Raw genomic sequence first — 26973 nt, 5'->3', positions numbered from 1 at the left:
GCTTTTGGCTGATTTGGAGGCTGCCATGGAATGGTTAACAAATTCTGATTCATCCTGGCAAGATGTATCGACTTTGTTAAATAATTTTTCCAGACAACTGTTTTTCATAGGTATTTTCACATTACCATTTTAATGTTTTACATTAACCAATGGCGCCAAATGACTCTCCGGACTCATTCTTAGTCAAATCGGCACGAACTGTTTCGCCATTTACCGACCTTTAAATGATCGTCGTTATCATTAACGATGCCCGTAAATGAAAGGTTACCGCCGTTATATAATTATTAACGTCGGTGAATTTTTTTTCGGTCCGTCATGAAGATGGGGTCGGAAACGGGATTATTCCTGTTAACCGGGGTCTCGCTATCCACGGAGTATTGCGTATGAAGTCGCGTGAGAGCCTAGTCCGTCTGAAGGAATTCCAGCTGAAGGAAAAACGCCGTCAGTTGAAACAGCTTCAGATGATGATGGCCGAATTTGAGCGTATGGCAAAGGATCTGGAGAACCAGATTCAATATGAAGAAAAGAAATCCGGCATCACTGATCCAAGCCATTTTGCCTATTCGACCTTTGCCAAGGCCGCTCGCCAGCGGTCCGATAATCTACAGGTCTCGATCAAGGAATTGAAAGTCCAGCAGGAGGGCGCGGAAGCGTTGGTGGATGAACTCCAGTCCGAGTTCGACAAGGCCTCGGCACTTGAGGAACGGGACCTGAGAATGCGCGCCTGACGGCGCACATCCGTTCGACACATCGATCAAGCCAAACCCAGGCCACGGCCGGGGTGTTCGACTGCGCCCTGGATTTGGCCAGCCGGATTGTGATCCGGCTATCGTTGTTTCAAAAGCAAAGGCCCCGCTGCGACAACGCAGCGGGGCCTTTCCGATTTTTAATGCTGTGAATGGATCAGCCGCGCGCGAGCAGCGCCTCGACCTCTTCGAGCTTCGGCATCGATGGCGCGGTGCCAGGACGGGTCACCGATATGCCGGCGACTGCGGAACCGAAGCGGACGGCATCGAGCGGCGTCATGCCTTTGGCGATGGCAGCGGCAAAGCCGCCATTGAATGCGTCCCCTGCCCCTGTCGTCTCGACCACGGGGCCTGCCCTGAAGACAGGAACGAGCACCGACTCCGTCTTGCTATGATACAACGCGCCTTGCGAGCCGAGCGTGATGATTGCCGTCTTGACACCCAGTTCCAGCAGCCTATCGGCCGCGACTTTGGCTTCATCGAGATTGGTGACCGGCAATCCCGTCAGGATTTCCGTCTCGGTCTCGTTGGGGGTCACATAATCGCAGAGTGCGAAGACGGAGGCATCCAGCTTCTGCGCCGGCGCCGGATTGAGCACGGTGATTGCGCCGCCCTTGCGAGCAATCTCCAATGCCCGCACCGCCGCATCGAGCGGCTGCTCGAGCTGGGTCACGAAGATCTTTGCCCCGCCGATCAAGTCCGCATTGGCGTCCATGTCGGCCGGGGAGATGGTTGCGGCAGCACCCGGCGAGACGATGATCGCGTTGTTGCCGGTGCCTTCCTCGACGAAGATATAGGCGGCACCGGTATAGCTCGAGGGATCGCGGGTGATGGCCGGATGGACGCCCGCCTCTTCCCAGGTCTTCATCGCCATGTCGGCGAAGGCATCGACGCCGAGCTTGGACAGGAACGCCGTGTCGCCGCCGGCGCGCGCCGCGGCCACTGCCTGGTTTGAACCCTTGCCGCCTGGCCCCAGCGCAAAACCGTTGCCGAGCAACGTCTCGCCCATCTTCGGTTGGCGGCTGGCGCGATAGGCCGTATCGGCCACGAACACACCGAGAATGACAATGTCATGCTTCATGATCGCACCGTTTACTTCGCATCCGGCGGGATAACGCCCTTGGTCAGCACGAAGCAGCCATAGAAACGGCGCTCACCGGTCTGGATAACGCAATAGGCGTTCTTGGCGACTTCGTAGAAGGCGAAGCGCTCGACTGGCACCAGTGGCCAATGCTTGCCTTCGGCCTTGTCGATCACCGACTGCACTTCCTTCTGCACTTCAGGGATTTCGCTGGGCGAACCGACGACTTCCATGCGCTGTGCAGCATTGTCGATGAAGCTGTCGAGCGGCATCAGCGACAGGATCGCTTCGGCGGCTTCGGCAGAGGTGGTGTTCTCCATCCTCAGCAGGCTGCCATAGGTGGTCTGCTGGGCGACGGAATCCGACGGAAAGTTGAGATCGGACAGGATCAGATAATCGCCGTGGCCCATGGCCTTGAGCGCGTAGAGAACATCCGCATTGAGAAGCGGCGAGATACCTTTAAGCATGGCTTTCCTCCAGAATGGCATTCGGCCCTCTTCCGCAAGGGCCATCAGTAGATTTGCGGTCAGACTCGCTTGCCGGTCGCGCTGTCGAAAATATGAGCTGCATCCTTGCGCGGCTTGAGCTTGATCGCCTGGCCCGGCGAGAACATATGCCGCTCGCGGAACAGCGCCAGGATATCGCGGCCACCGAGATGCACGAACACCATGGTTTCCGAACCCGTCGGCTCGACCACGCCGACCTTGCCCTCAAAGCCGTCCTCGGCAATCTCGAGATGCTCAGGGCGGATGCCGTAGGTCACGTCCTGCCCCTCGGTCACCTGGTGATGCGAGCCAGCCGGAAACAGCACGTTGCCGGCCTCGACGAAGATTTCGCCATTGATGATCCTCGCCTTGCCCTTGATGAGGTTCATCGACGGCGAACCGATGAAGGTCGCCACGAACAGGTTGGCGGGGTTGTCGTAGAGATCGAGCGGCGCGCCGATCTGTTCGACATTGCCGTCCTGCAGCACGACGATACGGTCAGCCATGGTCATCGCCTCGACCTGGTCGTGGGTGACATAGACTGTCGTCGTCTTGAGCCGCTGGTGCAGTTCCTTGATCTCCGTGCGCATCTGCACGCGCAGCTTGGCATCGAGGTTCGAGAGCGGCTCGTCGAACAGGAAGACCTGTGGATTGCGCACGATCGCCCGGCCCATGGCCACGCGCTGGCGTTGGCCGCCCGACAATTGTCGTGGATAACGGTCGAGATAAGGCGTCAGCCCGAGGATGCCGGCCGCCGATTTGACGCGCTCGTCGATCACCGCTGGCTCGGTCTTCTTCAACTTCAGGGAGAACGCCATGTTCTCCCGGACCTTCATATGCGGATAAAGCGCATAGGACTGGAACACCATGGCAATGTCGCGATCGGACGGCGGCACGTTGTTGACCACCCGTTCGCCGATGGCGATCTTGCCGCCCGTAATGCTCTCAAGCCCGGCGATCATGCGCAAAAGCGTTGATTTTCCACAGCCCGAGGGGCCAACGAGGACAACGAACTCGCCATCGGCGATGTTGATATCCACCCCGTGGATGACCTCCATCGTGCCATAGGCCTTGCGCACATCCTGAACCAGAACTTGAGACATCATCCCTCCCCGACTTGACGCTGCCCTGCAAACGCCCACCGCACTGCTGCTGGCGACGCACCGGTTGGTTGCAAAAATACCAATCCAATGGGCACCTGTCGCAGAAGTGCAAAGCGCTGCAATTTTGAAATCCTCTAACCGAGGCCTCCTGTGTTGTCCACTGATTTTGCTGTGGCGGCCGCTCGCGTTGCATCATACTAATATTGCAATGCAATATAATTACTTGAAAAATGCCGATTGACGCCAATCCTGCAAAGGTTTTATTTTCCATCGCATTAAATGGAAATAGTCCCGAAATACAAATGCGATCAGACGGCCTCGCTGTCCTTAATAATGGCGATAAAATACAATTTGCGTCCAATGTGACTGCTGTGCAAGATTGCGGCGCGAGGGCGGAGGTGTTGGGAGTAATATTTCCGTTTAAGTAACCATTGAGGGAGGATATGGCGTGAAAGTAGAACTCTACGAATTAATGGCCCAGCAGGCGATCAACCGCCGCAATCTGCTGAAGGGCGCAGCAGGCGTGAGCGCGATGGCGCTTGCCGGTCCCGCATTCATGGGCATGGCGGCAACGCCGGCATTTGCCGCGGACAACCTGCGTGCCGAAATCCTGAAAGTGCCGGGTGTTGGCAAGGGTTCCCCGACGGACGCCGATTGGCAGAAGGTCGGCGAGATGTGCCTCGGCGCCACCAAGGCTTCCGTGAAAGAAGGCGAGTTCAAGGGCGTCGAGCTCTCGTTCATGGGCCTCAACAACCAGAACCTTCACAACGTGCTGTTCCGCGGCCTGCTTTACGCCTGGGAACAGTATACCGGCGCCAAGATCAACTGGATCGACCTTGCGCAGGCTGACTATAATGCTCGCCTGCAGCAATCGATCGCCACCGGCACCGTCGACTTCGACATCCTTGAAATGGGCGCGCCGTTCGAAGGCGATGTCTGCGGCAAGGGCCTTGCATCGGTCATGCCGGACTGGGTCAAGACCCAGATCGAAATGGATGACTATGTCGGCTATCTGCATGCTCCGGTGGGCACCTGGGATGGCAAGACCTACCGCATCTCGGTCGATGGCGACTGCCATAACTTCAACTATCGCACCGATGTATTCGGCTCCGCCGACCTCGGCAAAGCCTGGAAGGACGAAGGCCATCAGGGCGAATGGGCCGTTCCGAAGACCTGGCAGCAGGTTCAGGAAGTCACCAAATTCCTCAAGGGCAAGCAGCTCGACGGCGCCGATCTCTATGGCTACCTCGACGCCCCCAAAGGCTGGGGCGGCTTCGGCTTCTACTTCCTGGCGTCCCGCGCAACGGCCTATGCCAAGCATCCCGATGACAAGGCCTGGCTGTTCGACACCGATACGATGAAGCCGCGCATCAACAATCCGGCCTGGGTCCGCACCATCCAGGACGTCATCGACGCGCTGCCCTCCGAACCGGCCGACCAGCTCAATGCCGACCCCGGCACGACTGCCTTCCAGCAGTTCCTCGCCGGCACCGGCTCGATGGTCTCCTGGTGGGGTGACGTCGGCTCTATGGCCAAGACCTCCGACAGCTCCGTTGTCGGCGAAACCGTGGGCTTCTCGATCCTGCCCGGCTCGGACGACGTCTACAATGCCAAGACCGGCGCTTGGGACAAGCTTGCTTCCGGTCCGAATTATGCACCGAACATGGCCTATATCGGCTGGGGCATCTATGTCATGGCCCGTGTCGATGCCGATCCGGTCAAGCAGAAGGCCGCCTGGTCTGCTGCTGCCCATCTCGGCGGCAAGGACATCTCGCTGTGGACGGCTGCTTACCCGTCAGGCATGCAGCCCTACCGGAACTCGCACTTCAACATTCCGGAATGGGTCGAAGCCGGCTATGACGAAGCCTTCATCACGTCCTATCTGAACTCGGAAAAAGACTCCTACAACCACCCGAACGCTGCCATCGAGCCGCGCATCCCGGGTATCTTCCAGTACTATTCGGTCGCGGAAGACGAGTTGGCGAAGATCTTTGCCGGTCAGATGACGGCGCAGGAAGGTGCCGACAAGATCGCCGCTGCCTGGGAAAAGCTGACCGACCAGATCGGTCGCGACAAGCAGATCGCGCTCTACCAGAGCTCGCTCGGCGCCTGAGCACCAACCGCTTGAACATGGGCTGGCGACGGCGTTACGTCGCCAGCCCATTTCTTGTATCTGCCATCGATTCGGCGCTACAAGAAGACTGAACGCACTGACAGGACCGTATCTGCATGGCCAAACAGACTGAAATGATGATCGACCGGCTCTACACGGTCAACACCGACGCCGAGATACCTGCCAGCAGGAGAACGCTAGGCCGCGTCATCTTGTGGGCGGCAAGCGCACTGGTCATTGTTTCGTTCCTTGTCGAGGGCCTCTTCAAGGCGGGCAAGACCTCGTTCGGCTTCGACAACTGGCAGCCGGTGCTCTACGCTGTTGTGCTGTGGTGCCTGGCGCTCGGCGTTTCGTTGGTCATGGCCCACGGCGAATCCGGCAAGAAGCTGCTGTTCGTGTTGCCGGCATTCCTGTTTACCGTATTCATGGTGATTTTTCCGACGCTGTTCGGGCTGTATATCGCCTTTACCGATTGGAACCTCTCAGCCTTCGCGGGTCAACATTTCAACGGCACCGATAACCTCGTGCAGATGTGGCATGATCCGTATTTCTGGAACGCCATCGTCAATATGATCTACTACAGCCTGGCGATCATCGTCGAATACGCGATCGCTTTCGGGCTTGCCCTGCTCTTGAATGCCGAGATCAAGGCACGCAAGTTCTTCCGCGTTGCCTTCCTGCTGCCCTTCATGCTTAGCCCGGTGGCCGTATCCTGGATGATCGGCAAATCGCTTGGCGAGTATCGCTTCGGCCCTCTGGCCACGCTGGCGCGCCATCTCGGCTGGAGTCAACCCGCCTTCTTTTCAACGCCGGGCCTTGCCCGCACCTCGATCATGATCATGGACGCCTGGACCTTTATCCCGTTCATGCTGATCATGCTGCTGGCCGGTTTACAGGCGATGCCGAAGGAAGTGCAGGAAGCCGCCCGCGTCGACGGCGCCACCGGCTGGCAGGCATTCTGGAAAATCACCTTCCCGCTGATGCTGCCGGTGTCGATCACCGCCGTCATTCTGCGCGTCATCTTCAAGCTCAAGCTTGCAGACATCGTCATTAACGTGACCGCCGGCGGACCGGGTGGCGCGACCGATACGGTGACCAGCTTCATTTTCCGCGAGTACCGGGAGCGATCCAATGTCGGCTACGGCACGATGCTGGCCTTCGTCTATCTGGTGCTGATCATCCTGTTCGTCACCGGACTTTTGAAACTCGCCAGCCGCTGGAACACCAGCGGCCAGGAATGAATGCGCATCGGACTGAAAGAGGATATCTGACATGACAACCCTATCAGAAACGATCCGCATCGCCGACGTCCCGCAAGAAAATGATACGTCGGCAAAGTTCTATTTCGGCCGATTCTTCATCTACGGCGCCTTGGCCCTCTGGACGATCATCTGCCTGTTTCCGATCTACTGGACGCTGACGACCACGTTCAAGGTCGCCAAGGACGTGCAAAAAGGCGCCATCGTGCCCTGGGTCGGCTACCAGCCCAATTGGCTCGGCTGGCGGTCGCTCGGCCTGTCGCCGGACACGATCTTTCGCCCGTCCACCGTCCGCGACGAATTCATCAAGCGCTTCTACAACAGCGTCATCACCTCGGTCAGCGCCTCGCTGCTGGCCGTGCTGATCGGTTCGCTGGCCGCTTATGGACTCAGCCGCTTTGCCTACAAGATCGGCTGGATGCGCAACAAGGACATTTCGTTCTTCTTCCTGTCGCAGCTGATCCTGCCGCCGGTGGTGCTGGCGCTGCCTTTCCTGGCGCTCTACAAGGAACTGGCGCTGCTCGATACCACCATCGGGCTGATCCTGCTCTATACGCTGATGGTGTTGCCGATCGTCATCTGGATCATGCGCGACCAGTTCGGCGGCATCCCGATCGAGCTTGAGGAAGCAGCGCTTGTCGATGGCCTGTCGATCTGGGGCGCGTTCTTCCGCATCGTCTTTCCGCTCGCAGCCCCCGGCATGGTCGCTGCCTTCATCCTGGCGCTGGTGCTGTGCTGGAACGAGTATTTCTTCGCGGCCCTGCTGACCTCCACGCATGCCACGACCATACCGGTCATGGTGGCGAGCCAGACCGGCTCGCAAGGCATCAACTGGTGGTCGATGGCCGCCCTTTCTACCGCCGCAATCGCGCCGCTTGTCATCATCGGGATTTTCCTCGAGCGCTATATCATCAAGGGCATGACTGCTGGCTCGGTGAAGTAAGGCCGCTTGCCTCGCTGCACCGGCCCCCTCATCCGACGCTACGCGCCACCTTCTCCCCGCTGGGGAGAAGAGGAAATGGACCGCAGTGCTCTTCATCTACCGGAAGCCCCGCATATGCGGGATATCCCTTTTTCTCAGGCGCTTCAGCAGGTTACTTCTTCTCCCCAGCGGGGAGAAGGTGGCCGAAGGCCGGATGAGGGGGTATTATCGTTCGGAGCCGGCTACTTATCCAGTTCCGCCATCAGATCCCTGGTCTGTAGATAAAGCCGTTTGAAAATCTCGTATTGTTTTTCATAGGCCTTGTCGCCCACAGCCGGCACTTCGCTGTCCACCGGATTCCAGCGCGCGATGTCCTCGCGCCGCACGTCGTCCACCGCCAGCGCCGCCAGGAACGCATTGCCATAGGATGCTCCGACTGTCTTTTCACACAGAATCTGCGGCAGGCCCGAAATGTCCGACGTTGCCTCCAGCCAGATGTGGTTCTTGGTGCCGCCGCCAACAGCCATCAGCCGCCGGGGCCGCGCATCGGCTTCCGCATAGGTCTCGAAAATATGGTTGGTGCCATAGGCAATACCCTCGATCAGCGCCCGGTAGATATCGCCGCGCGTATGCGTCAGGTTGAGCCCGAACAACATGCCTTTGGCATTGGTGTCGTGGATCGGCGTCCGCTCGCCGGAAAAATACGGCAGGAACACCAGACCGTTGGCGCCGGGCCGAGAGTCCGATGCTTCCTTCGCAAGCTCGCCAAAAGCCGTGACCGGATCAAGATCGCGCCCGAACTGGTCGCGAAACCAATGTGTCAGCGTGCCGGATGTCGCAAGCCCAGACATCGAGGCGTGTTCGCCGGGGAAGAACCAGGGCGCATACCAGAGGCGCGCATCACGCACCCGCTTCTCCGTCAGCAGGATGATGAAGATGGTCGAGCCATACATCACCATCATGTCGCCCGCATCCAGCACGCCCACGGAGAAAGCCTCAGCGGCAGCATCGATCGTACCGCAGATCACTGGCGTACCAACGGCAAGGCCAGTGGCGTGCGCAGCCGCCTGGGTGACGCCACCGGCAATCTCGGTGGTCCACAGCACTTCGGGCAGCTTGTCGAGCGGCAGGATTCCGGGATTGAGATCATCGGACCAGCGCTGTTCGTCAACCACATAAAGCGGCGAGAAGTTGGCCGCCGTGTAATGGTCGATGACGCAGCGACCCGTCAATTTCTGGATGATGAAGGTGGTCGAGGAAACGATCTTCGCCGCCTTCTCATAGATGTCGGGGCAGTTGTTCTTGAGCCACAGGATCTTCGGCCCGACGGATTGCGAGGTCAGCGCATTGCCGCAGCGGTCGAGGATCTTCTCCTCGCCGAGCGCAGCATTGAGATCGTCGATTTCCTTGGCTGCCCGTGTGTCGACGCCATAGAGTACGCCGTTCATCAACGCATTGCCCTCGGTGTCGACCGGCAGCATGCAGGGGCCGATGGCAGACGCGCCGACCGAACGGATATCCTTGGGGTCGATGTCGCTCTCGGCAAGCAGCTTGTTGGACAGGAAGCAGAAATCGCCCCACCAATCCTGCTCGGGATCATGTTCCGCCCAGCCCGCCTGCGGCACCAGCATCTTGTGTGGGCGGGCGGCCTGCGCCACGACCGCGCCCATCTCATCCACGAGCACGCCCTTGGATTCGAATGTGCCGATGTCGATGCCGAGATAGTATTTCATGGTTTACCCATTCTAAGCTCGGCGGATGACGAAGGATCAACCTTCGGACAACTATGGCCGGCGGACAACTTCTGTTTCCCATCCATCGTAATCTCCGCCCCTCTGTCGAGCATGGTCACCAAGAAGAACGGTTTCATTGTCGATGGCGGCTGGGGCCTGAACTTTCGAAAAAATGATAACCAGTTGCTCGGTACCCCTGGCGCTAACGTCCTCGCGTTCGACCTTATAGCCGCGCGAGGTGATGAATTCACGATAGCTATCTAATCCTTCGCACGTGGGGAAATAGGCATAGTGCTCGATTGGTCTTGGTGCTTTTCCCTTGTCTCCCTGCTGCCGCAGTGTGGCCCGGACAGCTTCGTTCTTCAGGAAGTCATCAACAGTGCTAGGCGAGAATCCCAGAAAACGACGCGGATCGAACCATTTTGGCGACATCGAGCTAATTTCCCTTCCGAGCAAATCTGATCTCAGAATTCCTATGGCTGTTCGAGGAACGGCAGTTCCATGTCATGCTCAGCCAAGGTCGATTTGTAGTGCGTTAAAAAGGCCCTGAGCGAATTCCTGAGTTCGTTAAGCTCGCTGAATCCTGGCGATCCTCGTTTGACACTCAGGCATGCAGCATCCGCCTGCTTACATAAGATATACAACGTATCTCCTTGTAGGAGCACGCCCGGGAAAGCTCGCCCTGGATGTCGCATGATGGCTGCATTGGTTCGATCGGAAAAAATCTCGACATTCTCAATATGCATCTGCCGCAATCCTATTGCTCAAAATCATCCCGATCCAGACTGAATCCCGGGCCGAGACTGCCGATCCCGGCCACCAGCAGCTTCGTCAGCCCCTCCAGATCCCCCAGATCACACAGTTCCAGCGACGAATGCGAATAGCGCATTGGGAACCCCATATCGATCGAAGCAACGCCTTGGCCAACCAGTTGCACATAGGACGAATCCGTCAGGCAGCCAATGTGGGCGCTTTTCTGCAGGTTGATGCTTTCAGCCGCAGCCGTCTTCTCGAACAAATCAACCATCGCCGGATGCGGGATCGTGCCGTTCAGGGTGCCGCGGCCATGAAACGAGAACATCGCCATGCCCGGCCCCTCGCCCAGCTTGACGTCGCCACGGCTGCCCATATCAGGCGTGTCGGCTGCCAGGATCAGGTCGATCTGGATGGCGATGTCCGGCTGCAGCATCTGCGCCGCCGTCACCGCGCCGCGCAGGTTGAACTCCTCCAGAGTCGAAAAGACGATATGCACCGTCGGCCGTTTGTCGGCCTTGGCCAGCGCCCGCGCCACCTCGACCACCACGGCACAGCCAGCCCGGTCGTCGACCGAGGTGCCGGCAATACGGTCGCCCGCCAACTCAACGATGTTCGGCTGATAGACGATTGGCGTGCCGACATCGATGCCCGCCGCCAGCACCTCTTCGGCGCTCGAAAAGCCAGCATCGATATAGAGGTCCGGATAGGCCACGACCTTGTATTTCTCGTCGGGCTGGGTGGCATGATGCGCCTTGTTGGCAATCACCCCAGGCACATCCCTGCCCTCGCCGATCGAGAACAGCACGGCCTGCGAGGCAAGCGCCCGCTCAGGCACCCCGCCCAGCCGCTCGACCCTGACATAGCCGTTCTTTTCGATCTTGCGCACCACCAGCCCCAGCTGGTCCATGTGGGTGAACAACATCACCGACGGCGCGCCCGCCTCGCCGTCGATCGTGGCGATCAGATTGCCCAGCCGATCGGTGCGGGTGCCAAGCCCCAGCGCCTGCATCTCGGCCTTGAGATAGCGCCGTACCCGGCCCTCGTAACCTGAAAGGCCGGGGATCAGCATCAGATCGGTCAGCAGCTTCCTCAGACGCGTTTTCATCCCGCGCTCCTTAGCGATCCATCTTGACCAGCCGCATGAATTCCTTGGCGCGCTCGGCATCGACCGCATTCCAGGTGTGGCCATCGACCTTCAGCGACGAGCCGACGATGACGCCATCGGCGACCTTCAGCGTATCGCGCACCGTAGCGTGCTTGACGCCGGTATTGGCAAAAACGTAAGTGTCGGGCAGCACCTTCTTGACCGCTTCGAGATCCCCCATCTCGGCCGCCTCGCCGGTGATGGTGCCGGACACCAGCACGGCGTCGGGAATCGAAGAGAACACCGCGCTGCGCGCCCGATCGGCAACGCTGCGCTGGTCGAGCGAATAGGCAAATTCCGCCGAGATATTGTAGAGCAGCGCCAGATCCTCGCGGCCCAGCCGGTCGCGGTAGCGCATCGCCTTGCCGGCATCCGGATTCCACGGCCCCATGTCGGACGCATAGGTACCGGTGAATATCTCGCGCACGAAGGATGCACCAGTTGCCGCGGCCAGCGCGATCGAGCTCTCCGGATCCCACAGGACATTGACGCCGAACGGAATAGTGATCTCGGAGCGCAGCTGCCCGATGACATAGGCCATGGTCGCGGTCGAAGCGACATCGACCTTGAATTCGTAGGGGCGGTCGTTCTCGTTGCCGAACATCACGGCATCGAAGCCGGCATCCTGCAGCGCATGCAGGTCGTTGCGGCAACCCGCGAGAAGCGCCTCGAGCCCGCCGGCTTTGTCATAGAGCGGTGCGCCCGGCAATGCGCCGAAATGCACCATGGCAATGACCGGCTTCCTGTCGCCGAAAATACGCTTCAACTTGGCACTCAACGCAAAATCCTCCATGCGAATAATTCGGTCGCACATTTGCATTTCGATTCTCGCTTGTCATCACTGAGCTTTTGAAATCGAATAAAAACAATTGCTTTCAACCGCCCGACTGTTTTTAATCCGGCCAAAATCATTCGACGGAATGGGGCGTTTCGCACCGCCGTCTTCGGGAGGAAACTACATGAAAATTCGTCACTGGGACCGCATCGGCAATGGTGGTCTTGACTTCAGCGAGCTGGGTTTCGGCTCTGCCCCGCTCGGCAATCTCTACAAGGCCATTTCCGACGACGACGCCTATCAGGTGGTCGAAGCCGCCTGGGAGAGCGGCAATCGCTACTTCGACACAGCACCCCTCTATGGACTGGGTCTTGCCGAAACCCGCATGGGTCGCTTCCTCAAGACCAAGAACCGCGACGACTATGTGCTGTCGACCAAGGTTGGCCGCTACCTGGAAGTCTGTGCGCCGGAAGAGCGCACCGCCATCGGCAAGTTCTTCGAAACCCCGACCCGCCGCCAAGTCTACGACTATTCCTATGACGGCGTCATGCGCTCGATCGAAGCATCGTTCGAGCGCACCGGCCTCGACCGCTTCGACATCCTCTATGTCCACGACCTCGACGTCTACACCCATGGCTCGCAGGAAGCCGCCTACGCCTATATCGATGCGTTCATGAAGAGCGGTTACTACGCCGTGCTGTCGCTGCGGGATCAGGGTGTCATCAAGGCTTTCGGCGGCGGCATCAACGAATGGGAGATCTGCGAGAGGCTGGCTGAGCGTGGCGACTTCGACCTCTTCCTGCTTGCCGGCCGCTATACGCTGCTCGAGCAGGAGGCGCTCACGAGCTTCCTGCCGTTCTGCCAGAAGCGCGGCATCGGCATCACCCTAGGTGGCCCCTACAATTCCGGCATCCTGGCGCGCGGCCCTTCGGAGACCGCGCAATACAATTATTCGAATGCCCCGCAGGAGGTCATCGACAAAGTCCGCAAGATCAATGACGTCTGCGAAAGCCATGGTGTGAAAATGATCGAGGCCGCGTTGAATTTCCCGCTGCTGCATCCCTCGGTGGTCTCGGTGATCCCGGGCGGCCAGAGCGTCGACGAGGTCAGTTCCAACCGCGCAATCCTGGACAAGGCCATTCCCGCCGCACTTTGGGCAGACCTCAAGGCGCAAGGCCTGATGCGCGAGGATGCACCGGTTTGAGACAAGCATTCCACTGAATGGGGTGCTTGATTGCAACCGCTTAAGCATATGGGACAGGATGGACACAACCTGTCCCAGAACAGGAAAAAATCATAGCCGGACTATCTTGTAACCGGCAAATTTTTCTGCCATTTGATTTGCATCGATTTTTTAAGGCCGAATGGCTTGGCTCCCCCACCGCCCGGTGCGCGGCCCAACGACCTCTCAGCAGACGAATATATCGATATAAACGTCAGCTATTTCGGCCGGCAAAGACAACGAATGCAAGTCCCTGAAAGGAATACCCAGATGAACACTGGCATCGTAAAATGGTTCAACTCGCAGAAGGGCTTCGGCTTCATTCAGCCTGACAACGGCGGCCCGGACGTTTTCGTCCACATCTCGGCTGTCGAGCGCGCTGGCATGACCACGCTCAATGAAGGCCAGAAGATTTCCTACGAAGTGCTCGCTGACCGTCGCACCGGCAAGTCTGCTGCTGGCAATCTCGCTGCTGCATAATATCGCTTTATAGCGATGATGATTTCGAGGGCTCGGAGCAATCCGGGCCCTTGGTCTTTTCGGGACGTTCCGCTTGTTGCACCCCTCACCCGGCCCTTGGGGCCACCTCCAAGGAGAAGGTGGCCGAAGGCCGGATGAGGGGCCTCGCGACGAACGCGACTTACCCCTGCCGAAAAATAAACTCCGGCTTGACGCTGTCGCTCATGACCAACCTGCCGTTCGGCAGGTCGTTCTCTTCCATCTTGAAGGCGAAATCCTCCGACGCCAGATCCTTCCAGCGCTCGGAGAGACGACGGCGAAGCTCTTCTTCCGGCACCGAGATCAGCACGGTCGTATCATAGTGCCGGTGCAGGTCGGCCCAGTCTCCCGTCCCGAGCAGGATGTAATTGCCCTCGACCACGATGTGGCGCACATGCTGCGGAATCATCCGGCCGCCAGCCCGCGCAATCTCGATCGTGCGGTCGAAGACGGGTACCGCGATTTCCTTGTCGCGATTCTCCCTAAGCCGCCCCAGCATGTGGGAAAAACCGAGAACGTCAAACGTCTCCGGCGCGCCCTTGCGTGGGCGCAGGCCCCGCGGGATCAGCACCAGATCGTCATAGTGAAAGCCATCCATGGGAAAGACCGCCGCCGAGCCCGGTTCGCGGGCATTGAGCGCGTAGACGATGTCTTCGGCAACAGTCGATTTCCCCGATCCCGGTGGTCCGGCGATCGCGGTGATCGAACGCCCCTCTGCACCGCGTTCGGCAATCACATGCGTCAAACTGTCGAGATCGATGTCCCTGCTCATGCTGCCTCCCGAACTTCTCTGTTCACTCAGTCAATTGCCCAGCGATAGAGCTTTTGCAAGACCTTGCCTTCAAATCTGAAGGCGATAAAGGTAGATCAACACTACAAGATTTGCTGGGAGGAACCATGCGTATTCTTTTCGACCCGGAACCGCGGGCAGCCGAAGATATCTTCAACGCTGAAGACCTCAAGGCATTCATGAGCACCTACGACGTCGTCGCCTGGAATGGCGAGGACCGAGAGGAATTCTACAAGCAGCACTTGCCCAACATCGATGTGCTGATCAGCCAGCAGGCTATGGAAAAGAACCGGCTGAACATCGCACCGAAGCTGCGGGCGATCGTCAATGTCGAGACCAATTTCCTGCCGAATGTTGATTACGAGGCCTGCTTCCAGCGTGGCATCCATGTCATCGCCCCAAGCTCGGTATTTGCGGCTCCGGTCGCCGAAATCGGCCTCGGCATGGCTCTGTCGCTCGCCCGTGGCATCCACACCGGCCATGCCGATTTCGTTGCCGGCAAGGAACTCTACGGCCTCGACGGCAACCACGAGGCCGAATTGCTGGCCGGCGCCGATGTCGGCTTCGTCGGCTTCGGAGATCTCGGCCGTGCCGTACACAAGCTGCTGGCCGGCTTCCAGCCGCGCATCCGCGCTTACGATCCATGGCTTTCGGACGGCGCGCTGCTCCGCCTTGGCGTCGAGCCGGCGTCGCTGGAGGACGTGCTGTCGAAAAGCCGCTTCGTCTTCGTGGTGGCGACGATCACCACCGACAACGCCCATCTCTTGAATGCCGAAAAGCTGTCGCTGATGCAGAAAGACGCCAAGCTGCTGTTGCTCAGCCGCGCAGCTGTGGCAGATTTTGCTGCGCTGAAGGAATTCGCAGAATCTGGCCGCATCCGGGTCGCGACCGATGTCTTTCCCGAAGAGCCGGTTCGAGCAGACGATCCGATCCGCAAGGTGCCGAACATCCTGTTCTCCGCACACCGGGCCGGCGCCCTGACATCGGCGCTGCAGAATATCGGTAAGCTGGTACTAGAGGATCTCGGCCAGATTTCCCGTCACCTGCCGCCCGTCGCCTGCAAACGCGCCGAGCGTGAAACCGTCAGCCGGCTGCGCAGCAAACCGATCGACAAGTCCTGAGGGAATAGCCCGACCTCAGATCACGCTTTTGAAATACTCGATCGTTCTGACAAGGCCTTCGCGGAGTGCAATTTTCGGCTCCCAACCGAGCACTTCCTTTGCCTTGGTGATATCCGGGCAGCGCTGCAGCGGGTCGTCCTGCGGCAGCGGCATGAACACCATCTTCGACTTCGAGCCCGTCAGCTCCAGCACGATCTCGGCAAGTTCGCGCATGGTAAATTCGCCGGGGTTGCCGATGTTGATGGGATAATTGATGCTGTCGGGCGCATCCATCAGCCTCATCATGCCATCGACGAGATCGTCGCGATAGCAGAACGAGCGGGTCTGGTTGCCGTCGCCGAAAATGGTGATGTCCTGGCCCTTCAGCGCCTGGACGATGAAGTTCGACACGACGCGGCCATCGGCCTTGTTCATGCCCGGACCGAAGGTGTTGAAGATACGCATGACGCGGATATTGACGCCGCGCATGCGATGATAATCATACATCAGCGTCTCGGCACCACGCTTGCCCTCGTCATAGCAGGAGCGAATGCCCATCGTGTTGACGTTGCCCCAGTAGGATTCCTTCTGCGGATGAATGAGCGGATCGCCGTAGATTTCCGAAGTCGAGGCCTGCAGGATCTTGGCGCCGGTCTTGGACGCCAGTTCCAAGAGGTTCATCATCCCAACGATGCTGGTCTTGAACGTGTAGATCGGATCGGTCTGATAGTGCACTGGCGACGCCGGGCAGGCCAGGTTGAAGATCTCGTCGAACTTCACGTCTACCGGATCGATGACCGACTGCTCGATCATCGCGAAATTGTTGTGGCCGCGCAGATGCGCGATGTTATCGACAGCGCCAGTGAAATAGTTATCGAGGCAGGTCACGAAATTGCCGCGCTCGAGCAGCCGGCTGCAAAGATGGGAGCCAAGGAAACCTGCGCCGCCCGTAACCAGAATTCTTTTCATTTGAAATCACGTCCTTGCAATCGAATCAGCCGCTTTTAAAGTGTACGGATTACGCGGGCCTTGCGGGTTTTACCTTGCGGTGATTCACCGCGATTCGGGAAGGTGCCTTTACTTTCGTTTTTTTCGTTCTATCGTGACCCCGATTTTCGCTGATGGATCGCACGAATGTTTCTCTCGCCTCGCCACAAGGAAATTCTCGATATCGCCAGGGTCCAGGGCAAGGTGCTCGTCGAGGAACTGGCGAACCGCTTCGAGATCACGCCGCAGACGATCCGTAAGGATCTCAATGACTTGTGCGAAAAGAAGCTGCTCAACCGCATCCACGGCGGCGCGATGTTCCCGTCGGGCATGGAGAACATGCAGTACGAGCAGCGCCGCCAGATCGCCTCGGCGGAAAAGGATGCTATCGGCCGCGCCGCCGCCAGGCTGATCCCCGACAATGCATCGCTGTTCGTCAATATCGGCACGACGACGGAATCCGTCAGCCAAGGGCTGCTTGACCACGGGCGGTTGATGATAATCACCAACAACATCAATGTTGCCAACAGGTTGCGCGTCTACCCACAGTTCGAGGTCGTCATTGCCGGCGGCGTCGTACGAGGCACCGATGGCGGCATCGTCGGCGAGGCCGCGGTCGATTTCATCCGCCAGTTCAAGGTGGATTATGCCGTGATCGGCGCCTCGGCCATCGACGACGACGGCGCCTTGCTCGACTATGACTTTCGCGAAGTGAAGGTGGCTCAGGCGATTATCGCTAATGCCAGGCATGTGATCCTGGTTTCGGATTCCACCAAGTTCGAACGCACCGCGCCCGTGCGTATCGCCCATATTTCCCAGGTTCACACGTTCGTGACCGACCGCTGTTTTCCGCCCAATATCCGCAGGATCTGTCGCGAGAACAATGTCGAACTGATCGAAACGTCACCCGAACCCTGACATGCCAGCGATTGTAGCCGCCCGCGTTTCGCGTTCTATCGAGGCAAGAACGCGCCTGGATTTGATTTTCGATTGACATTCGTTTTGTTTTCGTTTTGAATGCTTTTAGTTTCGAAATTGCGAGATATGCTGCATTGCGAAGGGGATTTGAACCAGTGACGGTGGATGTAGTCCACGACATTTTCATTGCGGGCGGCGGCATCAATGGCTGCGGCATTGCGCGTGATGCGGTCGGGCGCGGCTTTTCGGTTTTCCTCGCCGAGATGAAGGACCTGGCATCGGGAACCTCCTCGGGCTCGACCAAGCTCATCCATGGCGGCCTGCGCTATCTCGAGCATTATGAATTCCGTCTGGTGCGCGAAGCGCTGATGGAACGCGAAGTGCTGTGGTCGATGGCGCCGCACATCATCTGGCCGATGCGTTTCGTGCTGCCGCTGCACAAGGATATGCGCCCCGCCTGGCTGATCCGGCTCGGGCTGTTCCTCTATGACTATATCGGTGGCCGCAAGGCGCTGCCGGCGACCAAGGTGCTGAATCTCAAGCAGGACCCGGCCGGCAAGCCGCTCAAGGACCGCTTTGCCAAAGCCTTTGAATATTCCGATTGCTGGGTCAACGATGCCCGCCTCGTGGTTCTCAATGCCCGCGATGCCGCCGACCGCGGCGCCATCATCCGCACCCGAACGAAAGTGACATCGGCACGGCGCGAAAATGGCCTCTGGGCGATCACGATCGAGGATGTCGCCACCGGCCGTAGCGAAACGATCAGCGCCCGCCTGTTCGTCAATGCGGCGGGGCCCTGGGTGGACAAAGTGCTGCAACAGGCAGCCGGCAGCAACGCCCATAATGTCCGGCTCGTCCAGGGCAGCCATATCGTCATCAAGAAGAAGTTCACCGACCCGCGCGCCTATTTCTTCCAGAACAACGATGGCCGCATCTTCTTCGCCATCCCCTATGAGGAAGACTACACGCTGATCGGCACGACCGACCAGGATTACAAGGCCGATCCGGCCGGCGTCAAAATCACCGATGCCGAGATCGACTATCTTTGCGCCGGCGCCAGCGAATATTTCCGTGAACCGGTCCGCCGCGACGACGTCGTCTGGACCTATTCCGGTGTGCGCCCGCTCTATGACGACGGCGCCTCCAAGGCGCAGGAAGCCACGCGCGACTACGTTCTGAAGGCGGAAGGTGCCGAAGGCGAGCCGCAACTGATCAACGTATTCGGCGGCAAGATCACCACCTACCGCCGGCTCGCCGAATCCATGCTCGAAAAGATCGAGGAGGTGCTCGGTGCGCGCGGCAAGCCATGGACGCGCGGCGCGACGCTGCCCGGCGGCGATTTCGACAAATCGGGATTTGCCGGACTTCTGGCAAAGGTAAGCAAGGACTATCCTTTCCTTGGCGCCGCACACGCCAAGCGGCTCGTTCGCCTCTACGGCACCAACGCGATGACCATCCTCGGCAAGGCCAAGTCGATGGCCGATCTCGGCAAGTCGTTTGGCGCCGATCTGACCGAGGCCGAAATCACCTATCTCATGGACCAGGAATGGGCCGGTGCCGCCGAGGACATTCTCTGGCGCCGCACCAAGACGGGTCTGAAGGTCGACGCGGAGGGCGTCAAGGTCTTGGAAGAATTCTTGAAGGGCCGTCAGGCAGGCAACATGCAGCTGGCAGCACAGTAGACCGTCGGAAATAGTGGCTCACGGGAGCCAAGGCAGCGCAATTTCCGACTGGGAGGAGGAAGAATGCTGGAATTGAAGGACGTATCCAAACAGGTCGGCGCGGACATGCACATCCGCGACGTATCGCTGCGGCTCGAGAGAGGCAGCCTGAACGTCCTGCTTGGGCCAACGCTTTCCGGCAAGACATCGCTGATGAGGCTGATGGCCGGGCTCGACCGTCCGACCAAGGGCTCCGTCTGGTTCGATGGCAAGGACGTCACCGGCGTAGCTGTGCAGGCGCGCAACATCGCCATGGTCTACCAGCAATTCATCAATTACCCCGCCATGACCGTCTACGAGAACATCGCCTCACCGCTGCGGGTCGCAGGCACGGATAAGGCCGAGATTGACCGTCAGGTGATGAAGGCCGCCGACCTCCTGCGGCTCGGGCCCTATCTCAAGCGCTTGCCGCTCGAACTCTCCGGCGGTCAGCAGCAGCGCACCGCGCTCGCTCGCGCCATGGTCAAGAATGCAGGATTGGTGCTGCTCGACGAGCCGCTCGCCAATCTCGATTACAAGCTGCGTGAGGAACTGCGCGCCGAACTGCCGAAGATCTTTGCCGAAACCGGGGCGATCTTCGTCTATGCGACCACCGAGCCGTCCGAAGCACTGCTGCTCGGCGGCAATACGGCCACGCTGTCCGAGGGTACGGTCACGCAATTCGGGCTCACTGTCGATGTGTTCCGCAAGCCCGCCGACCTGATCACCGCCCAGACGTTTTCGGATCCGCCGCTCAATACCATCGACGCGGTAAAACGCGGAAACATCTTCGTATTCAACGGCGGTGCGGAAATCCCGGTGCCCGGGGATATGCAGGCGCTTGACGACGGCCCGCTGACGGTCGGCTTCCGGCCGCATCACCTGTCGCCCGCACAGCAAAGCAATGCGACCGCACAACTTCAGGCCAGGGTGACCGTCACGGAAATCACCGGTTCGGAAAGCTTCATCCACCTGGTTTACGGCAGCGACAAATGGGTGATGCTCGCCAAAGGCGTTCATAACCTGGCGCCCGACACCAGCATCACGGTCTATCTCGATACGCGTCATCTCCTCGCTTTTCGCGACGACGGGAGCAATGCATCCCGCCCGCTGAGCCGAGCGGCATAGGAGGAAGAGGCACAATGGCACGCATCAATCTCGACCATATCCGCCATTCCTACATGGCAAACCCCGAAAAGCCGTCCGACTACGCGCTGAAGGAAGTTGACCACGTCTTCGAGGACGGTGGCGCCTATGCGCTGCTTGGGCCCTCCGGCTGCGGCAAGACCACCCTTCTCAACATCATCTCGGGCCTGCTGACGCCCTCGCATGGCCAGTTGCTGTTCAACGGCAAAGACGTGACGCGGCTGTCGACGCAGGAACGCAACATCGCCCAGGTGTTCCAGTTCCCGGTGATCTACGACACCATGACCGTCTACGACAACCTGGCTTTCCCGCTGCGCAATCGCGGCATTCTGGAGCCTGACGTCGACCGCAAGGTACGCGAGACGCTTGATATCATCGACCTCGCCGACTGGGCCAACAAGAAGGCACGCAGGCTGACCGCCGACCAGAAGCAGAAGATCTCGCTCGGCCGCGGCCTGGTGCGCTCCGATGTCAACGCCATCCTGTTCGACGAGCCGCTGACGGTCATCGACCCGCATATGAAATGGCAGCTGCGGTCGCAGCTGAAGCTGCTGCACCGTCAGTTCGGCTACACCATGGTTTACGTTACCCATGACCAGACCGAGGCGCTGACCTTCGCCGATCAGGTCGTGGTCATGTATGACGGCGGCATCGTGCAGATCGGCACGCCCGCAGAATTGTTCGAGCGGCCAAAGCACACATTCGTCGGCTATTTCATCGGCTCGCCGGGCATGAACGTCCTGCCCGTAACCGTCGACGGCAGGATCGCCAGGCTCGGCTCGCAGGCGATCGCCTTGCCGGGTGCGCCTAAGGTGGCTGCCACTGGCGTCGAGCTTGGCATCCGCCCCGAATATGTACGCCTCGGCGCTACGGGCATGCCGGTCTCGATCAGCAAGATTGAAGATATCGGCCGCCACAAGGTCGTGCGCGCCAATCTCGAAGGTCGCGAGATCGCGGCAATTATCGGCGAGGATGAAAGCGTGCCGGCAGACCCGAAGCTCAGCTTCGATCCCGCGGGTATCAACATCTATGCCGATTCCTGGCGGGTCGATTTCGACCGCAGCAACGTGGAGGCCTGAGTCATGGACAGGACTTGGAACAACAGGGCCTGGTTTCTGGTATTGCCGGTGCTGGTGCTTGTCGCCTTCTCAGCGGTGATCCCGCTAATGACGGTGGTCAATTATTCCTTCCAGGACACTTTCGGTAACAACCAGTTCTTCTGGAACGGTGTCGACTGGTATCAGGAACTGCTGGCATCCGACCGTTTTTGGGCGTCGATGCTGCGCAACCTGATCTTTTCGGGCATCATCCTGGCCATCGAAGTGCCGCTCGGCGTCTTCATCGCGCTCAACATGCCGAAGAAGGGGTTGGGCGTACCCGTCTGCCTGGTGCTGATGGCGTTGCCGCTGTTGATACCCTGGAATGTCGTCGGCACCATCTGGCAGGTGTTCGGGCGCAACGATATCGGCCTGCTCGGCTACTACATCAACGCCATCGGCATCGATTTTAACTATGTACAGCACCCCCTCGATGCCTGGATCACGGTCATCATCATGGATGTCTGGCATTGGACCAGCCTTGTCGTGCTGCTTTCCTATGCCGGCCTGGTGTCGATCCCCGACGCCTTCTACCAGGCGGCCAAGATCGACGGCGCCTCGCGTTGGGCGGTGTTCCGCTTCATCCAGCTGCCGAAGATGAACCGCGTGCTGCTGATCGCCGTACTGCTGCGCTTCATGGATAGCTTCATGATCTATACCGAACCCTTCGTCGTCACCGGCGGCGGCCCGGGCAACTCGACGACGTTCCTGTCGATCGACCTCGTGAAGATGGCGCTCGGCGAGTTCAACCTTGGCCAGGCGGCAGCCATGTCGCTGGTCTACTTCCTGATCGTCCTGCTGCTGTCATGGGTGTTCTACACCGTGATGACCAATTACGACGCGGAGCGCTGAGATGACCGACACTTCAACAAGAACCGCGGACACGATGAACGGCGCAGGCACCGGCAAGATTGCAAGCAACCTGTCCCAGGACGAAATCACCCGCCGCATGCGCCGACGCGGCAGCGAATCCCGCTGGTGGTGGCTGGTGCCGACGATCTACATCATCGTCCTGCTCGTGCCGATCTACTGGCTGGTCAATATGAGCTTCAAGACCAACGAAGAGATCGTATCCGGGCTGACGCTCTATCCGCACAATCCGACGCTTGCCAACTATTATACGATCTTCACCCAGCAGGCTTGGTACTCCGGCTACATCAATTCGATCACCTATGTGGTGATGAACATGGTGATCTCGGTGAGCGTCGCCCTGCCGGCCGCCTACGCCTTCTCTCGCTACCGATTCCTCGGCGACAAGCACCTGTTCTTCTGGCTGCTGACCAACCGCATGGCACCACCCGCCGTCTTTGCGCTGCCGTTCTTCCAGCTCTATTCGGCCTTCGGCCTGATAGACACGCATATCGCGGTTGCGCTGGCGCACTGCCTGTTCAACGTGCCGCTCGCGGTATGGATCCTTGAAGGCTTCATGTCCGGCGTGCCGAAGGAAATCGACGAAACCGCCTATATCGACGGCTATTCCTTCCCGCGCTTCTTCGTGAAGATCTTCATGCCGCTGATCGCCTCCGGCATCGGCGTCGCCTGCTTCTTCTGCTTCATGTTCTCGTGGGTCGAACTGCTGATCGCCCGCACGCTGACCACCACAGATGCCAAGCCGATCGCTGCGACCATGACCCGCACGGTGTCGGCATCGGGCATGGACTGGGGCCTGCTGGCAGCCGCCGGCGTGCTGACCCTGATCCCCGGCGCGCTGGTGATCTACTTTGTCCGCAACTACATCGCCAAGGGCTTTGCCCTGGGCCGCGTTTAAGAAGGGGGAGGACACTATGAGCAGCTTTGCATGGATGGCATGGACATTGCCGACCACCCTCTTCTTCATCGTCATCCTGCTGCTGCTGGTCGGCATGGCGGTGTGGGAATATGCCTCGCCGGGCGGCAAACCGCGGGTGGGCATTCTGAGGTTCGAGACGACCAGGGGTGACCGTCTCTTCATATCGCTGCTTGGATCAGCGTACATTCACCTCGCATGGCTGGGGCTGATCGGCCCCAATCTGTGGTGGGCTCTTGGCCTGTCTGTCGTCTACGCCATCGGCGTCTTCAGGCTGGTCTAGGGTTCGGAAGGAATGAGCGATCCGGCTGCCACCGGACCGCTCCTATCGCAATCGCAAAACCCAGGGAGGATCATATGCGAAAGCAATTACTGACAACGACAGCGGTGATGCTGCTTGCCTTTACAGGCAGCGCATTCGCCGGAATGGATGAGGCCAAGCAGTTCCTTGACAAGGAAATCGGCGACCTGTCAACGCTTTCCCGCGCTGATCAGGAAAAGGAAATGCAGTGGTTCATCGATGCCGCAAAACCGTTCCAGGGCATGGAAATCAAGGTTGTGTCGGAAACGCTGACCACGCACCAATATGAATCACAGGTGCTGGCTCCGGCATTTACGGCCATCACCGGCATCAAGGTCACGCATGACCTCACCCAGGAAGGTGACGTCGTTGAAAAGATCCAGACCCAGATGCAGACCGGCCAGAACCTCTACGACGGCTGGGTCAATGACTCCGACCTGATTGGCACCCATTGGCGCTACCAGCAGGTGCGCAATCTGACGGACTGGATGGAAAACGAAGGCAAGGACGTGACCAATCCCGGTCTTGACCTCAAGGATTTCATCGGCACGTCGTTCACGACAGCACCGGACAAGAAGCTCTACCAGCTTCCAGACCAGCAGTTCGCCAACCTCTACTGGTTCCGGTACGACTGGTTCAACGACGAGAAGAACAAGGCCGACTTCAAGGCAAAATACGGCTACGATCTGGGCGTACCGGTGAACTGGTCGGCCTACGAGGACATCGCCGAGTTCTTCACCGGCCGCGAAGTCGACGGCAAGAAGGTCTATGGCCACATGGACTACGGCAAGAAGGACCCGTCGCTTGGTTGGCGGTTCACCGATGCCTGGCTGTCGATGGCCGGTAATGGCGACAAGGGCCTTCCGAACGGCCTGCCGGTCGACGAATGGGGTATCAAGGTCGATGCCAATTCCCGTCCGGTCGGTTCCTGCACCGAGCGCGGTGGCGACACCAACGGCCCGGCTTCGGTCTATTCGATCCAGAAATATCTCGATTGGCTCAAGGCCTATGCCCCTGCCTCTGCCCAGGGCATGACCTTCTCTGAATCCGGCCCGGTTCCGGCTCAGGGTGAAATTGCCCAGCAGATCTTCTGGTACACAGCCTTCACCGCCGACATGGTCAAGGATGGCCTGCCGGTCGTCAATGCGGACGGCACGCCGAAGTGGCGCATGGCCCCCTCGCCGCATGGCGTCTACTGGAAGGAAGGCATGAAGCTCGGCTATCAGGACGTGGGTTCCTGGACGCTGATGAAGTCGACGCCGGATGACCGCGCCAAGGCCGCATGGCTTTATGCGCAGTTCGTGACCTCCAAGACCGTCGATGTGAAGAAGAGCCATGTTGGCCTGACCTTCATCCGTGAATCGACCATCCAGGACAAGAGCTTCACGGAACGCGCTCCGAAGCTTGGCGGCCTGATCGAGTTCTATCGCTCGCCGGCCCGCGTCCAGTGGTCGCCGACGGGTACCAACGTGCCGGATTATCCGAAGCTGGCACAGCTCTGGTGGCAGGCGATCGGCGATGCCGCATCGGGTGCCAAGACTGCCCAGGAAGCCATGAACTCGCTCTGCGCCGAGCAGGAAAAGGTCATGGGCCGCATCGAAAAGTCGGGCATCCAGGGCGATATCGGCCCGAAACTGGCCGAAGAGCATGACATCAACTACTGGAACGCCGATGCCGTCAAGAACGGCCATCTCGCTCCGCAGTTGAAGATCGAGAACGAGAAAGAAAAGCCGCTGACCGTCAATTACGACGAACTGGTCAAGAGCTGGCAGAAATAAGAAGAAGCGTTGCACTTCTCTCCCACCGGGGCAGCGATGCCCCGGCTTTTTTTGTCGGTCGGGCGGTTTATCCGCCCGACCGGTCGCCTGACGGCAGCAACGGCGCTTATGCGAACAGGAAATCGCCGACGACGAGATCGGCCCTTTCATGGCCCTTGATGATCAGCACGTCCTCGCCCAATGTGATCCAGACGTCTGCACCGTGATTTCGGGCATGGCTGCGAACATCGCCGATATCCGCCATCCCCTTCCATCCAGAAAGATCGACCTTGTCGACACCGAGCTCCAGATCCGCAATCGTGTCCGTCCCACCCTTGGTGCCGAAGTGAAACGTATCGATGCCGGCAAGCCCGGTGAGCACGTTGTCGCCCCTATTGCCCTGAAGGCCGTCATAACCAATGGTTCCCGTGGCGTTGGCATTCTTAGCACCGATCAGCACGAGGTTCTCGACATTCGCGGAAAGCTTGTAGCTGACAGTCGACCGCACCGTGTCGGTTCCCTCGAGGCCCGACTCGACCAGCTTGTATTTTGCATTGTCGGTGACAAACGTGTCATTGCCTTCGCCGCCGTAAACCTTGCCCCTGAACACGCCGCCTATCGTGTTGAAGCTGTCATTCCCAGCTCCGAGCGCGACATGGCCGATGATCGTGCCATCGTTCGTCACCTTCTGCACACCATCGGCACCGAAAATAGCCGCACTTGCGCCGAGCGGCCCGCCGCTACCTTCCACCAGGACACGGATGGTGCCGTGATTGGCAATGGTTGCCTTGCCAGCAGCAGCGATGCCGGCGGCGTAGGCGAGGATCTCGCCCTTCGCGCCATTGATGACGGTCGCATCGGCTCCACCGACTGTCATCCCGACAAGCGCATCGATCGACCCGTTGTTGACGAGACGGATTCCATCCACTGCGGCCCCGCCGCTCAAATCTCCGCCCACCATGCCCCACATGCCGTCGATGATCTGGCCGTTGTTGGTCGCCACTGAATTTGCGCCCGTAAGGACAACGCCCACCGTTCCAGAAACCACACCGCCTTGCGCGATCGTAACCTTGCTGTGCTCTCCAGAAGCACTGATGGCACCAAGGCCAGCCGAGGGGCTACCGAGGAAAATACTGGCGGAGACGTGAGCATGTTTGCCGATGTTGATGGTGGCGTTGTCACCATAGGTCACCACACCGCCGTAAAGACCGCTGAGTCTGCCGTCGATATTGTAGGTATTGCCCTTGATGTGCGGCTTGTTCGTTATATCCTCCACAAGGGCGCGACCGAAAGTGGACGCATCGGGTGTCCCGGAGGCATCGCCACCACTGTAAATCACAGCGTCTTGAGTAACCGCAAATGTGGTGTTTGAAACGGACACAATAACGCTCTCGTAGTGCGTGCCGTCGATCGTCTTGGTGGTCATGCCTGTATCCTTCTGAAATTCAAAATTGAAAATGCTCAGCTGCATATGGGCAGATGTTTCAAGAGACACTGAAGAAGCGAGTCCTGACGAAACGTCGATCAGGACCAAAGTATCGGATTGTGTGCCGC

General features: G+C 59.1%; 26 protein-coding genes. 15 read left to right on the top strand and 11 right to left on the bottom strand.

Annotated features, from left to right (window positions below):
* The first annotated feature begins 383 nt into the window (after positions 1-383).
* Positions 384-728, top strand: a complete 345-nt coding sequence (locus ACXHRN_RS02300; RefSeq protein WP_488641805.1) for a flagellar export protein FliJ — start codon at positions 384-386, stop codon at positions 726-728.
* Between the two features lie 175 nt (positions 729-903).
* Here ACXHRN_RS02300 and rbsK read toward each other — a convergent pair whose 3' ends face one another.
* Genes rbsK through ACXHRN_RS02285 form a run of 3 tightly spaced genes read right to left on the bottom strand, consistent with a single transcriptional unit; the run spans position 904 to position 3415 of the window.
* Positions 904-1827: a ribokinase gene (gene rbsK / locus ACXHRN_RS02295; protein ID WP_488639735.1), complete on the bottom strand. Its 924-nt coding sequence runs from the start codon at positions 1825-1827 to the stop codon at positions 904-906.
* A gap of 11 nt (positions 1828-1838) precedes the next feature.
* Entirely contained in the window at positions 1839-2294 is a 456-nt protein-coding gene (locus ACXHRN_RS02290) for an RbsD/FucU family protein (protein ID WP_488639734.1), read from the bottom strand.
* A 59-nt stretch (positions 2295-2353) separates the two neighbouring features.
* Entirely contained in the window at positions 2354-3415 is a 1062-nt protein-coding gene (locus ACXHRN_RS02285) for an ABC transporter ATP-binding protein (protein WP_488641804.1), read from the bottom strand.
* 472 nt (positions 3416-3887) lie between these two features.
* Between ACXHRN_RS02285 and ACXHRN_RS02280 the strand changes: the two genes are divergently transcribed.
* From ACXHRN_RS02280 to ACXHRN_RS02270, 3 genes are all read left to right on the top strand, one after another.
* Complete coding sequence (locus ACXHRN_RS02280; RefSeq protein WP_488641803.1) at positions 3888-5528, top strand: substrate-binding domain-containing protein; 1641 nt, start codon at positions 3888-3890, stop codon at positions 5526-5528.
* Between the two features lie 134 nt (positions 5529-5662).
* On the top strand, positions 5663-6769 hold the full coding sequence (locus ACXHRN_RS02275) for a carbohydrate ABC transporter permease (RefSeq protein ID WP_488641802.1): 1107 nt from the start codon (positions 5663-5665) through the stop codon (positions 6767-6769).
* A gap of 31 nt (positions 6770-6800) precedes the next feature.
* A complete protein-coding gene (locus ACXHRN_RS02270; protein WP_488639733.1) occupies positions 6801-7730 on the top strand; it encodes a carbohydrate ABC transporter permease in 930 nt (309 codons plus the stop codon).
* A 221-nt stretch (positions 7731-7951) separates the two neighbouring features.
* On the opposite strand, the gene ACXHRN_RS02265 is transcribed toward ACXHRN_RS02270, so the two are convergent.
* The 5 genes from ACXHRN_RS02265 to ACXHRN_RS02245 are packed head-to-tail and all read right to left on the bottom strand — an operon-like array spanning position 7952 to position 12120.
* Positions 7952-9442, bottom strand: coding sequence for an FGGY-family carbohydrate kinase (locus ACXHRN_RS02265; protein WP_488639732.1), 1491 nt, complete (start codon positions 9440-9442; stop codon positions 7952-7954).
* Positions 9443-9493: 51 nt separating this feature from the next.
* Positions 9494-9874 carry a ribonuclease E inhibitor RraB gene (locus tag ACXHRN_RS02260; RefSeq protein WP_488639731.1) on the bottom strand — a complete coding sequence of 127 codons (381 nt, stop codon included), beginning with the start codon at positions 9872-9874 and terminating at the stop codon, positions 9494-9496.
* A 41-nt stretch (positions 9875-9915) separates the two neighbouring features.
* On the bottom strand, positions 9916-10188 hold the full coding sequence (locus ACXHRN_RS02255; protein ID WP_488639730.1) for a DUF6959 family protein: 273 nt from the start codon (positions 10186-10188) through the stop codon (positions 9916-9918).
* 11 nt (positions 10189-10199) lie between these two features.
* Complete coding sequence (locus ACXHRN_RS02250; RefSeq protein WP_488639729.1) at positions 10200-11303, bottom strand: M42 family metallopeptidase; 1104 nt, start codon at positions 11301-11303, stop codon at positions 10200-10202.
* A gap of 10 nt (positions 11304-11313) precedes the next feature.
* Positions 11314-12120, bottom strand: a complete 807-nt coding sequence (locus ACXHRN_RS02245) for a BtpA/SgcQ family protein (RefSeq protein ID WP_488639728.1) — start codon at positions 12118-12120, stop codon at positions 11314-11316.
* A 181-nt stretch (positions 12121-12301) separates the two neighbouring features.
* Here ACXHRN_RS02245 and ACXHRN_RS02240 point away from each other — a divergent pair, with 181 nt between their 5' ends.
* Both ACXHRN_RS02240 and ACXHRN_RS02235 read left to right on the top strand, forming a co-directional pair.
* Positions 12302-13321 (top strand): aldo/keto reductase, encoded by a 1020-nt coding sequence (locus ACXHRN_RS02240; RefSeq protein WP_488639727.1) that lies wholly within the window; start codon positions 12302-12304, stop codon positions 13319-13321.
* Between the two features lie 288 nt (positions 13322-13609).
* The gene (locus ACXHRN_RS02235; protein ID WP_488639726.1) at positions 13610-13819 is read left to right on the top strand and encodes a cold-shock protein; all 210 of its coding nucleotides are present in this window, start codon (positions 13610-13612) and stop codon (positions 13817-13819) included.
* Positions 13820-13979: 160 nt separating this feature from the next.
* On the opposite strand, the gene ACXHRN_RS02230 is transcribed toward ACXHRN_RS02235, so the two are convergent.
* The gene (locus ACXHRN_RS02230; RefSeq protein WP_488639725.1) at positions 13980-14609 is read right to left on the bottom strand and encodes a nucleoside/nucleotide kinase family protein; all 630 of its coding nucleotides are present in this window, start codon (positions 14607-14609) and stop codon (positions 13980-13982) included.
* A gap of 125 nt (positions 14610-14734) precedes the next feature.
* On the opposite strand from ACXHRN_RS02230, the gene ACXHRN_RS02225 reads away from it, so the two are divergent.
* Positions 14735-15748, top strand: a complete 1014-nt coding sequence (locus tag ACXHRN_RS02225; protein WP_488639724.1) for an NAD(P)-dependent oxidoreductase — start codon at positions 14735-14737, stop codon at positions 15746-15748.
* A gap of 15 nt (positions 15749-15763) precedes the next feature.
* Here ACXHRN_RS02225 and ACXHRN_RS02220 read toward each other — a convergent pair whose 3' ends face one another.
* Positions 15764-16696, bottom strand: a complete 933-nt coding sequence (locus ACXHRN_RS02220; protein WP_488639723.1) for a UDP-glucuronic acid decarboxylase family protein — start codon at positions 16694-16696, stop codon at positions 15764-15766.
* Positions 16697-16861: 165 nt separating this feature from the next.
* On the opposite strand from ACXHRN_RS02220, the gene ACXHRN_RS02215 reads away from it, so the two are divergent.
* The 8 genes from ACXHRN_RS02215 (at position 16862) to ACXHRN_RS02180 (ending at position 25440) form a co-directional block, all read left to right on the top strand.
* Positions 16862-17632 carry a DeoR/GlpR family DNA-binding transcription regulator gene (locus tag ACXHRN_RS02215; protein WP_488639722.1) on the top strand — a complete coding sequence of 257 codons (771 nt, stop codon included), beginning with the start codon at positions 16862-16864 and terminating at the stop codon, positions 17630-17632.
* 155 nt (positions 17633-17787) lie between these two features.
* Complete coding sequence (glpD, locus tag ACXHRN_RS02210; protein WP_488639721.1) at positions 17788-19314, top strand: glycerol-3-phosphate dehydrogenase; 1527 nt, start codon at positions 17788-17790, stop codon at positions 19312-19314.
* 63 nt (positions 19315-19377) lie between these two features.
* Positions 19378-20460: an ABC transporter ATP-binding protein gene (locus ACXHRN_RS02205; protein WP_488639720.1), complete on the top strand. Its 1083-nt coding sequence runs from the start codon at positions 19378-19380 to the stop codon at positions 20458-20460.
* Between the two features lie 14 nt (positions 20461-20474).
* Entirely contained in the window at positions 20475-21557 is a 1083-nt protein-coding gene (locus ACXHRN_RS02200) for an ABC transporter ATP-binding protein (RefSeq protein WP_488639719.1), read from the top strand.
* A 3-nt stretch (positions 21558-21560) separates the two neighbouring features.
* Positions 21561-22427 (top strand): carbohydrate ABC transporter permease, encoded by an 867-nt coding sequence (locus ACXHRN_RS02195; protein WP_488639718.1) that lies wholly within the window; start codon positions 21561-21563, stop codon positions 22425-22427.
* 97 nt (positions 22428-22524) lie between these two features.
* Complete coding sequence (locus ACXHRN_RS02190) at positions 22525-23343, top strand: carbohydrate ABC transporter permease (RefSeq protein ID WP_488641801.1); 819 nt, start codon at positions 22525-22527, stop codon at positions 23341-23343.
* A 16-nt stretch (positions 23344-23359) separates the two neighbouring features.
* On the top strand, positions 23360-23644 hold the full coding sequence (locus tag ACXHRN_RS02185) for a DUF2160 domain-containing protein (protein WP_488639717.1): 285 nt from the start codon (positions 23360-23362) through the stop codon (positions 23642-23644).
* A 74-nt stretch (positions 23645-23718) separates the two neighbouring features.
* Entirely contained in the window at positions 23719-25440 is a 1722-nt protein-coding gene (locus ACXHRN_RS02180) for an ABC transporter substrate-binding protein (protein WP_488639716.1), read from the top strand.
* Positions 25441-25546: 106 nt separating this feature from the next.
* Here ACXHRN_RS02180 and ACXHRN_RS02175 read toward each other — a convergent pair whose 3' ends face one another.
* Complete coding sequence (locus tag ACXHRN_RS02175) at positions 25547-26845, bottom strand: calcium-binding protein (RefSeq protein ID WP_488639715.1); 1299 nt, start codon at positions 26843-26845, stop codon at positions 25547-25549.
* Positions 26846-26973 lie beyond the last annotated feature (128 nt).

This window comes from Shinella sp. OV683, assembly GCF_057787725.1.
Note: the sequence above shows the minus strand (reverse complement) of the source record. Positions and strands in the feature narration are given on the sequence as shown.

What these genes read in the sequence shown, in the direction of transcription:
- ACXHRN_RS02300 (WP_488641805.1), top strand. Translation starts at nt 384, where the DNA reads ATGAAGTCGCGTGAGAGCCTAGTCCGTCTGAAGGAATTCCAGCTGAAG.
- rbsK (WP_488639735.1), bottom strand. Translation starts at nt 1,827, where the DNA reads ATGAAGCATGACATTGTCATTCTCGGTGTGTTCGTGGCCGATACGGCC.
- ACXHRN_RS02290 (WP_488639734.1), bottom strand. Translation starts at nt 2,294, where the DNA reads ATGCTTAAAGGTATCTCGCCGCTTCTCAATGCGGATGTTCTCTACGCG.
- ACXHRN_RS02285 (WP_488641804.1), bottom strand. Translation starts at nt 3,415, where the DNA reads ATGTCTCAAGTTCTGGTTCAGGATGTGCGCAAGGCCTATGGCACGATG.
- ACXHRN_RS02280 (WP_488641803.1), top strand. Translation starts at nt 3,888, where the DNA reads ATGGCCCAGCAGGCGATCAACCGCCGCAATCTGCTGAAGGGCGCAGCA.
- ACXHRN_RS02275 (WP_488641802.1), top strand. Translation starts at nt 5,663, where the DNA reads ATGATGATCGACCGGCTCTACACGGTCAACACCGACGCCGAGATACCT.
- ACXHRN_RS02270 (WP_488639733.1), top strand. Translation starts at nt 6,801, where the DNA reads ATGACAACCCTATCAGAAACGATCCGCATCGCCGACGTCCCGCAAGAA.
- ACXHRN_RS02265 (WP_488639732.1), bottom strand. Translation starts at nt 9,442, where the DNA reads ATGAAATACTATCTCGGCATCGACATCGGCACATTCGAATCCAAGGGC.
- ACXHRN_RS02260 (WP_488639731.1), bottom strand. Translation starts at nt 9,874, where the DNA reads ATGTCGCCAAAATGGTTCGATCCGCGTCGTTTTCTGGGATTCTCGCCT.
- ACXHRN_RS02255 (WP_488639730.1), bottom strand. Translation starts at nt 10,188, where the DNA reads ATGCATATTGAGAATGTCGAGATTTTTTCCGATCGAACCAATGCAGCC.
- ACXHRN_RS02250 (WP_488639729.1), bottom strand. Translation starts at nt 11,303, where the DNA reads ATGAAAACGCGTCTGAGGAAGCTGCTGACCGATCTGATGCTGATCCCC.
- ACXHRN_RS02240 (WP_488639727.1), top strand. Translation starts at nt 12,302, where the DNA reads ATGAAAATTCGTCACTGGGACCGCATCGGCAATGGTGGTCTTGACTTC.
- ACXHRN_RS02235 (WP_488639726.1), top strand. Translation starts at nt 13,610, where the DNA reads ATGAACACTGGCATCGTAAAATGGTTCAACTCGCAGAAGGGCTTCGGC.
- ACXHRN_RS02230 (WP_488639725.1), bottom strand. Translation starts at nt 14,609, where the DNA reads ATGAGCAGGGACATCGATCTCGACAGTTTGACGCATGTGATTGCCGAA.
- ACXHRN_RS02225 (WP_488639724.1), top strand. Translation starts at nt 14,735, where the DNA reads ATGCGTATTCTTTTCGACCCGGAACCGCGGGCAGCCGAAGATATCTTC.
- ACXHRN_RS02220 (WP_488639723.1), bottom strand. Translation starts at nt 16,696, where the DNA reads ATGAAAAGAATTCTGGTTACGGGCGGCGCAGGTTTCCTTGGCTCCCAT.
- ACXHRN_RS02215 (WP_488639722.1), top strand. Translation starts at nt 16,862, where the DNA reads ATGTTTCTCTCGCCTCGCCACAAGGAAATTCTCGATATCGCCAGGGTC.
- ACXHRN_RS02205 (WP_488639720.1), top strand. Translation starts at nt 19,378, where the DNA reads ATGCTGGAATTGAAGGACGTATCCAAACAGGTCGGCGCGGACATGCAC.
- ACXHRN_RS02200 (WP_488639719.1), top strand. Translation starts at nt 20,475, where the DNA reads ATGGCACGCATCAATCTCGACCATATCCGCCATTCCTACATGGCAAAC.
- ACXHRN_RS02195 (WP_488639718.1), top strand. Translation starts at nt 21,561, where the DNA reads ATGGACAGGACTTGGAACAACAGGGCCTGGTTTCTGGTATTGCCGGTG.
- ACXHRN_RS02190 (WP_488641801.1), top strand. Translation starts at nt 22,525, where the DNA reads ATGCGCCGACGCGGCAGCGAATCCCGCTGGTGGTGGCTGGTGCCGACG.
- ACXHRN_RS02185 (WP_488639717.1), top strand. Translation starts at nt 23,360, where the DNA reads ATGAGCAGCTTTGCATGGATGGCATGGACATTGCCGACCACCCTCTTC.
- ACXHRN_RS02180 (WP_488639716.1), top strand. Translation starts at nt 23,719, where the DNA reads ATGCGAAAGCAATTACTGACAACGACAGCGGTGATGCTGCTTGCCTTT.
- ACXHRN_RS02175 (WP_488639715.1), bottom strand. Translation starts at nt 26,845, where the DNA reads ATGACCACCAAGACGATCGACGGCACGCACTACGAGAGCGTTATTGTG.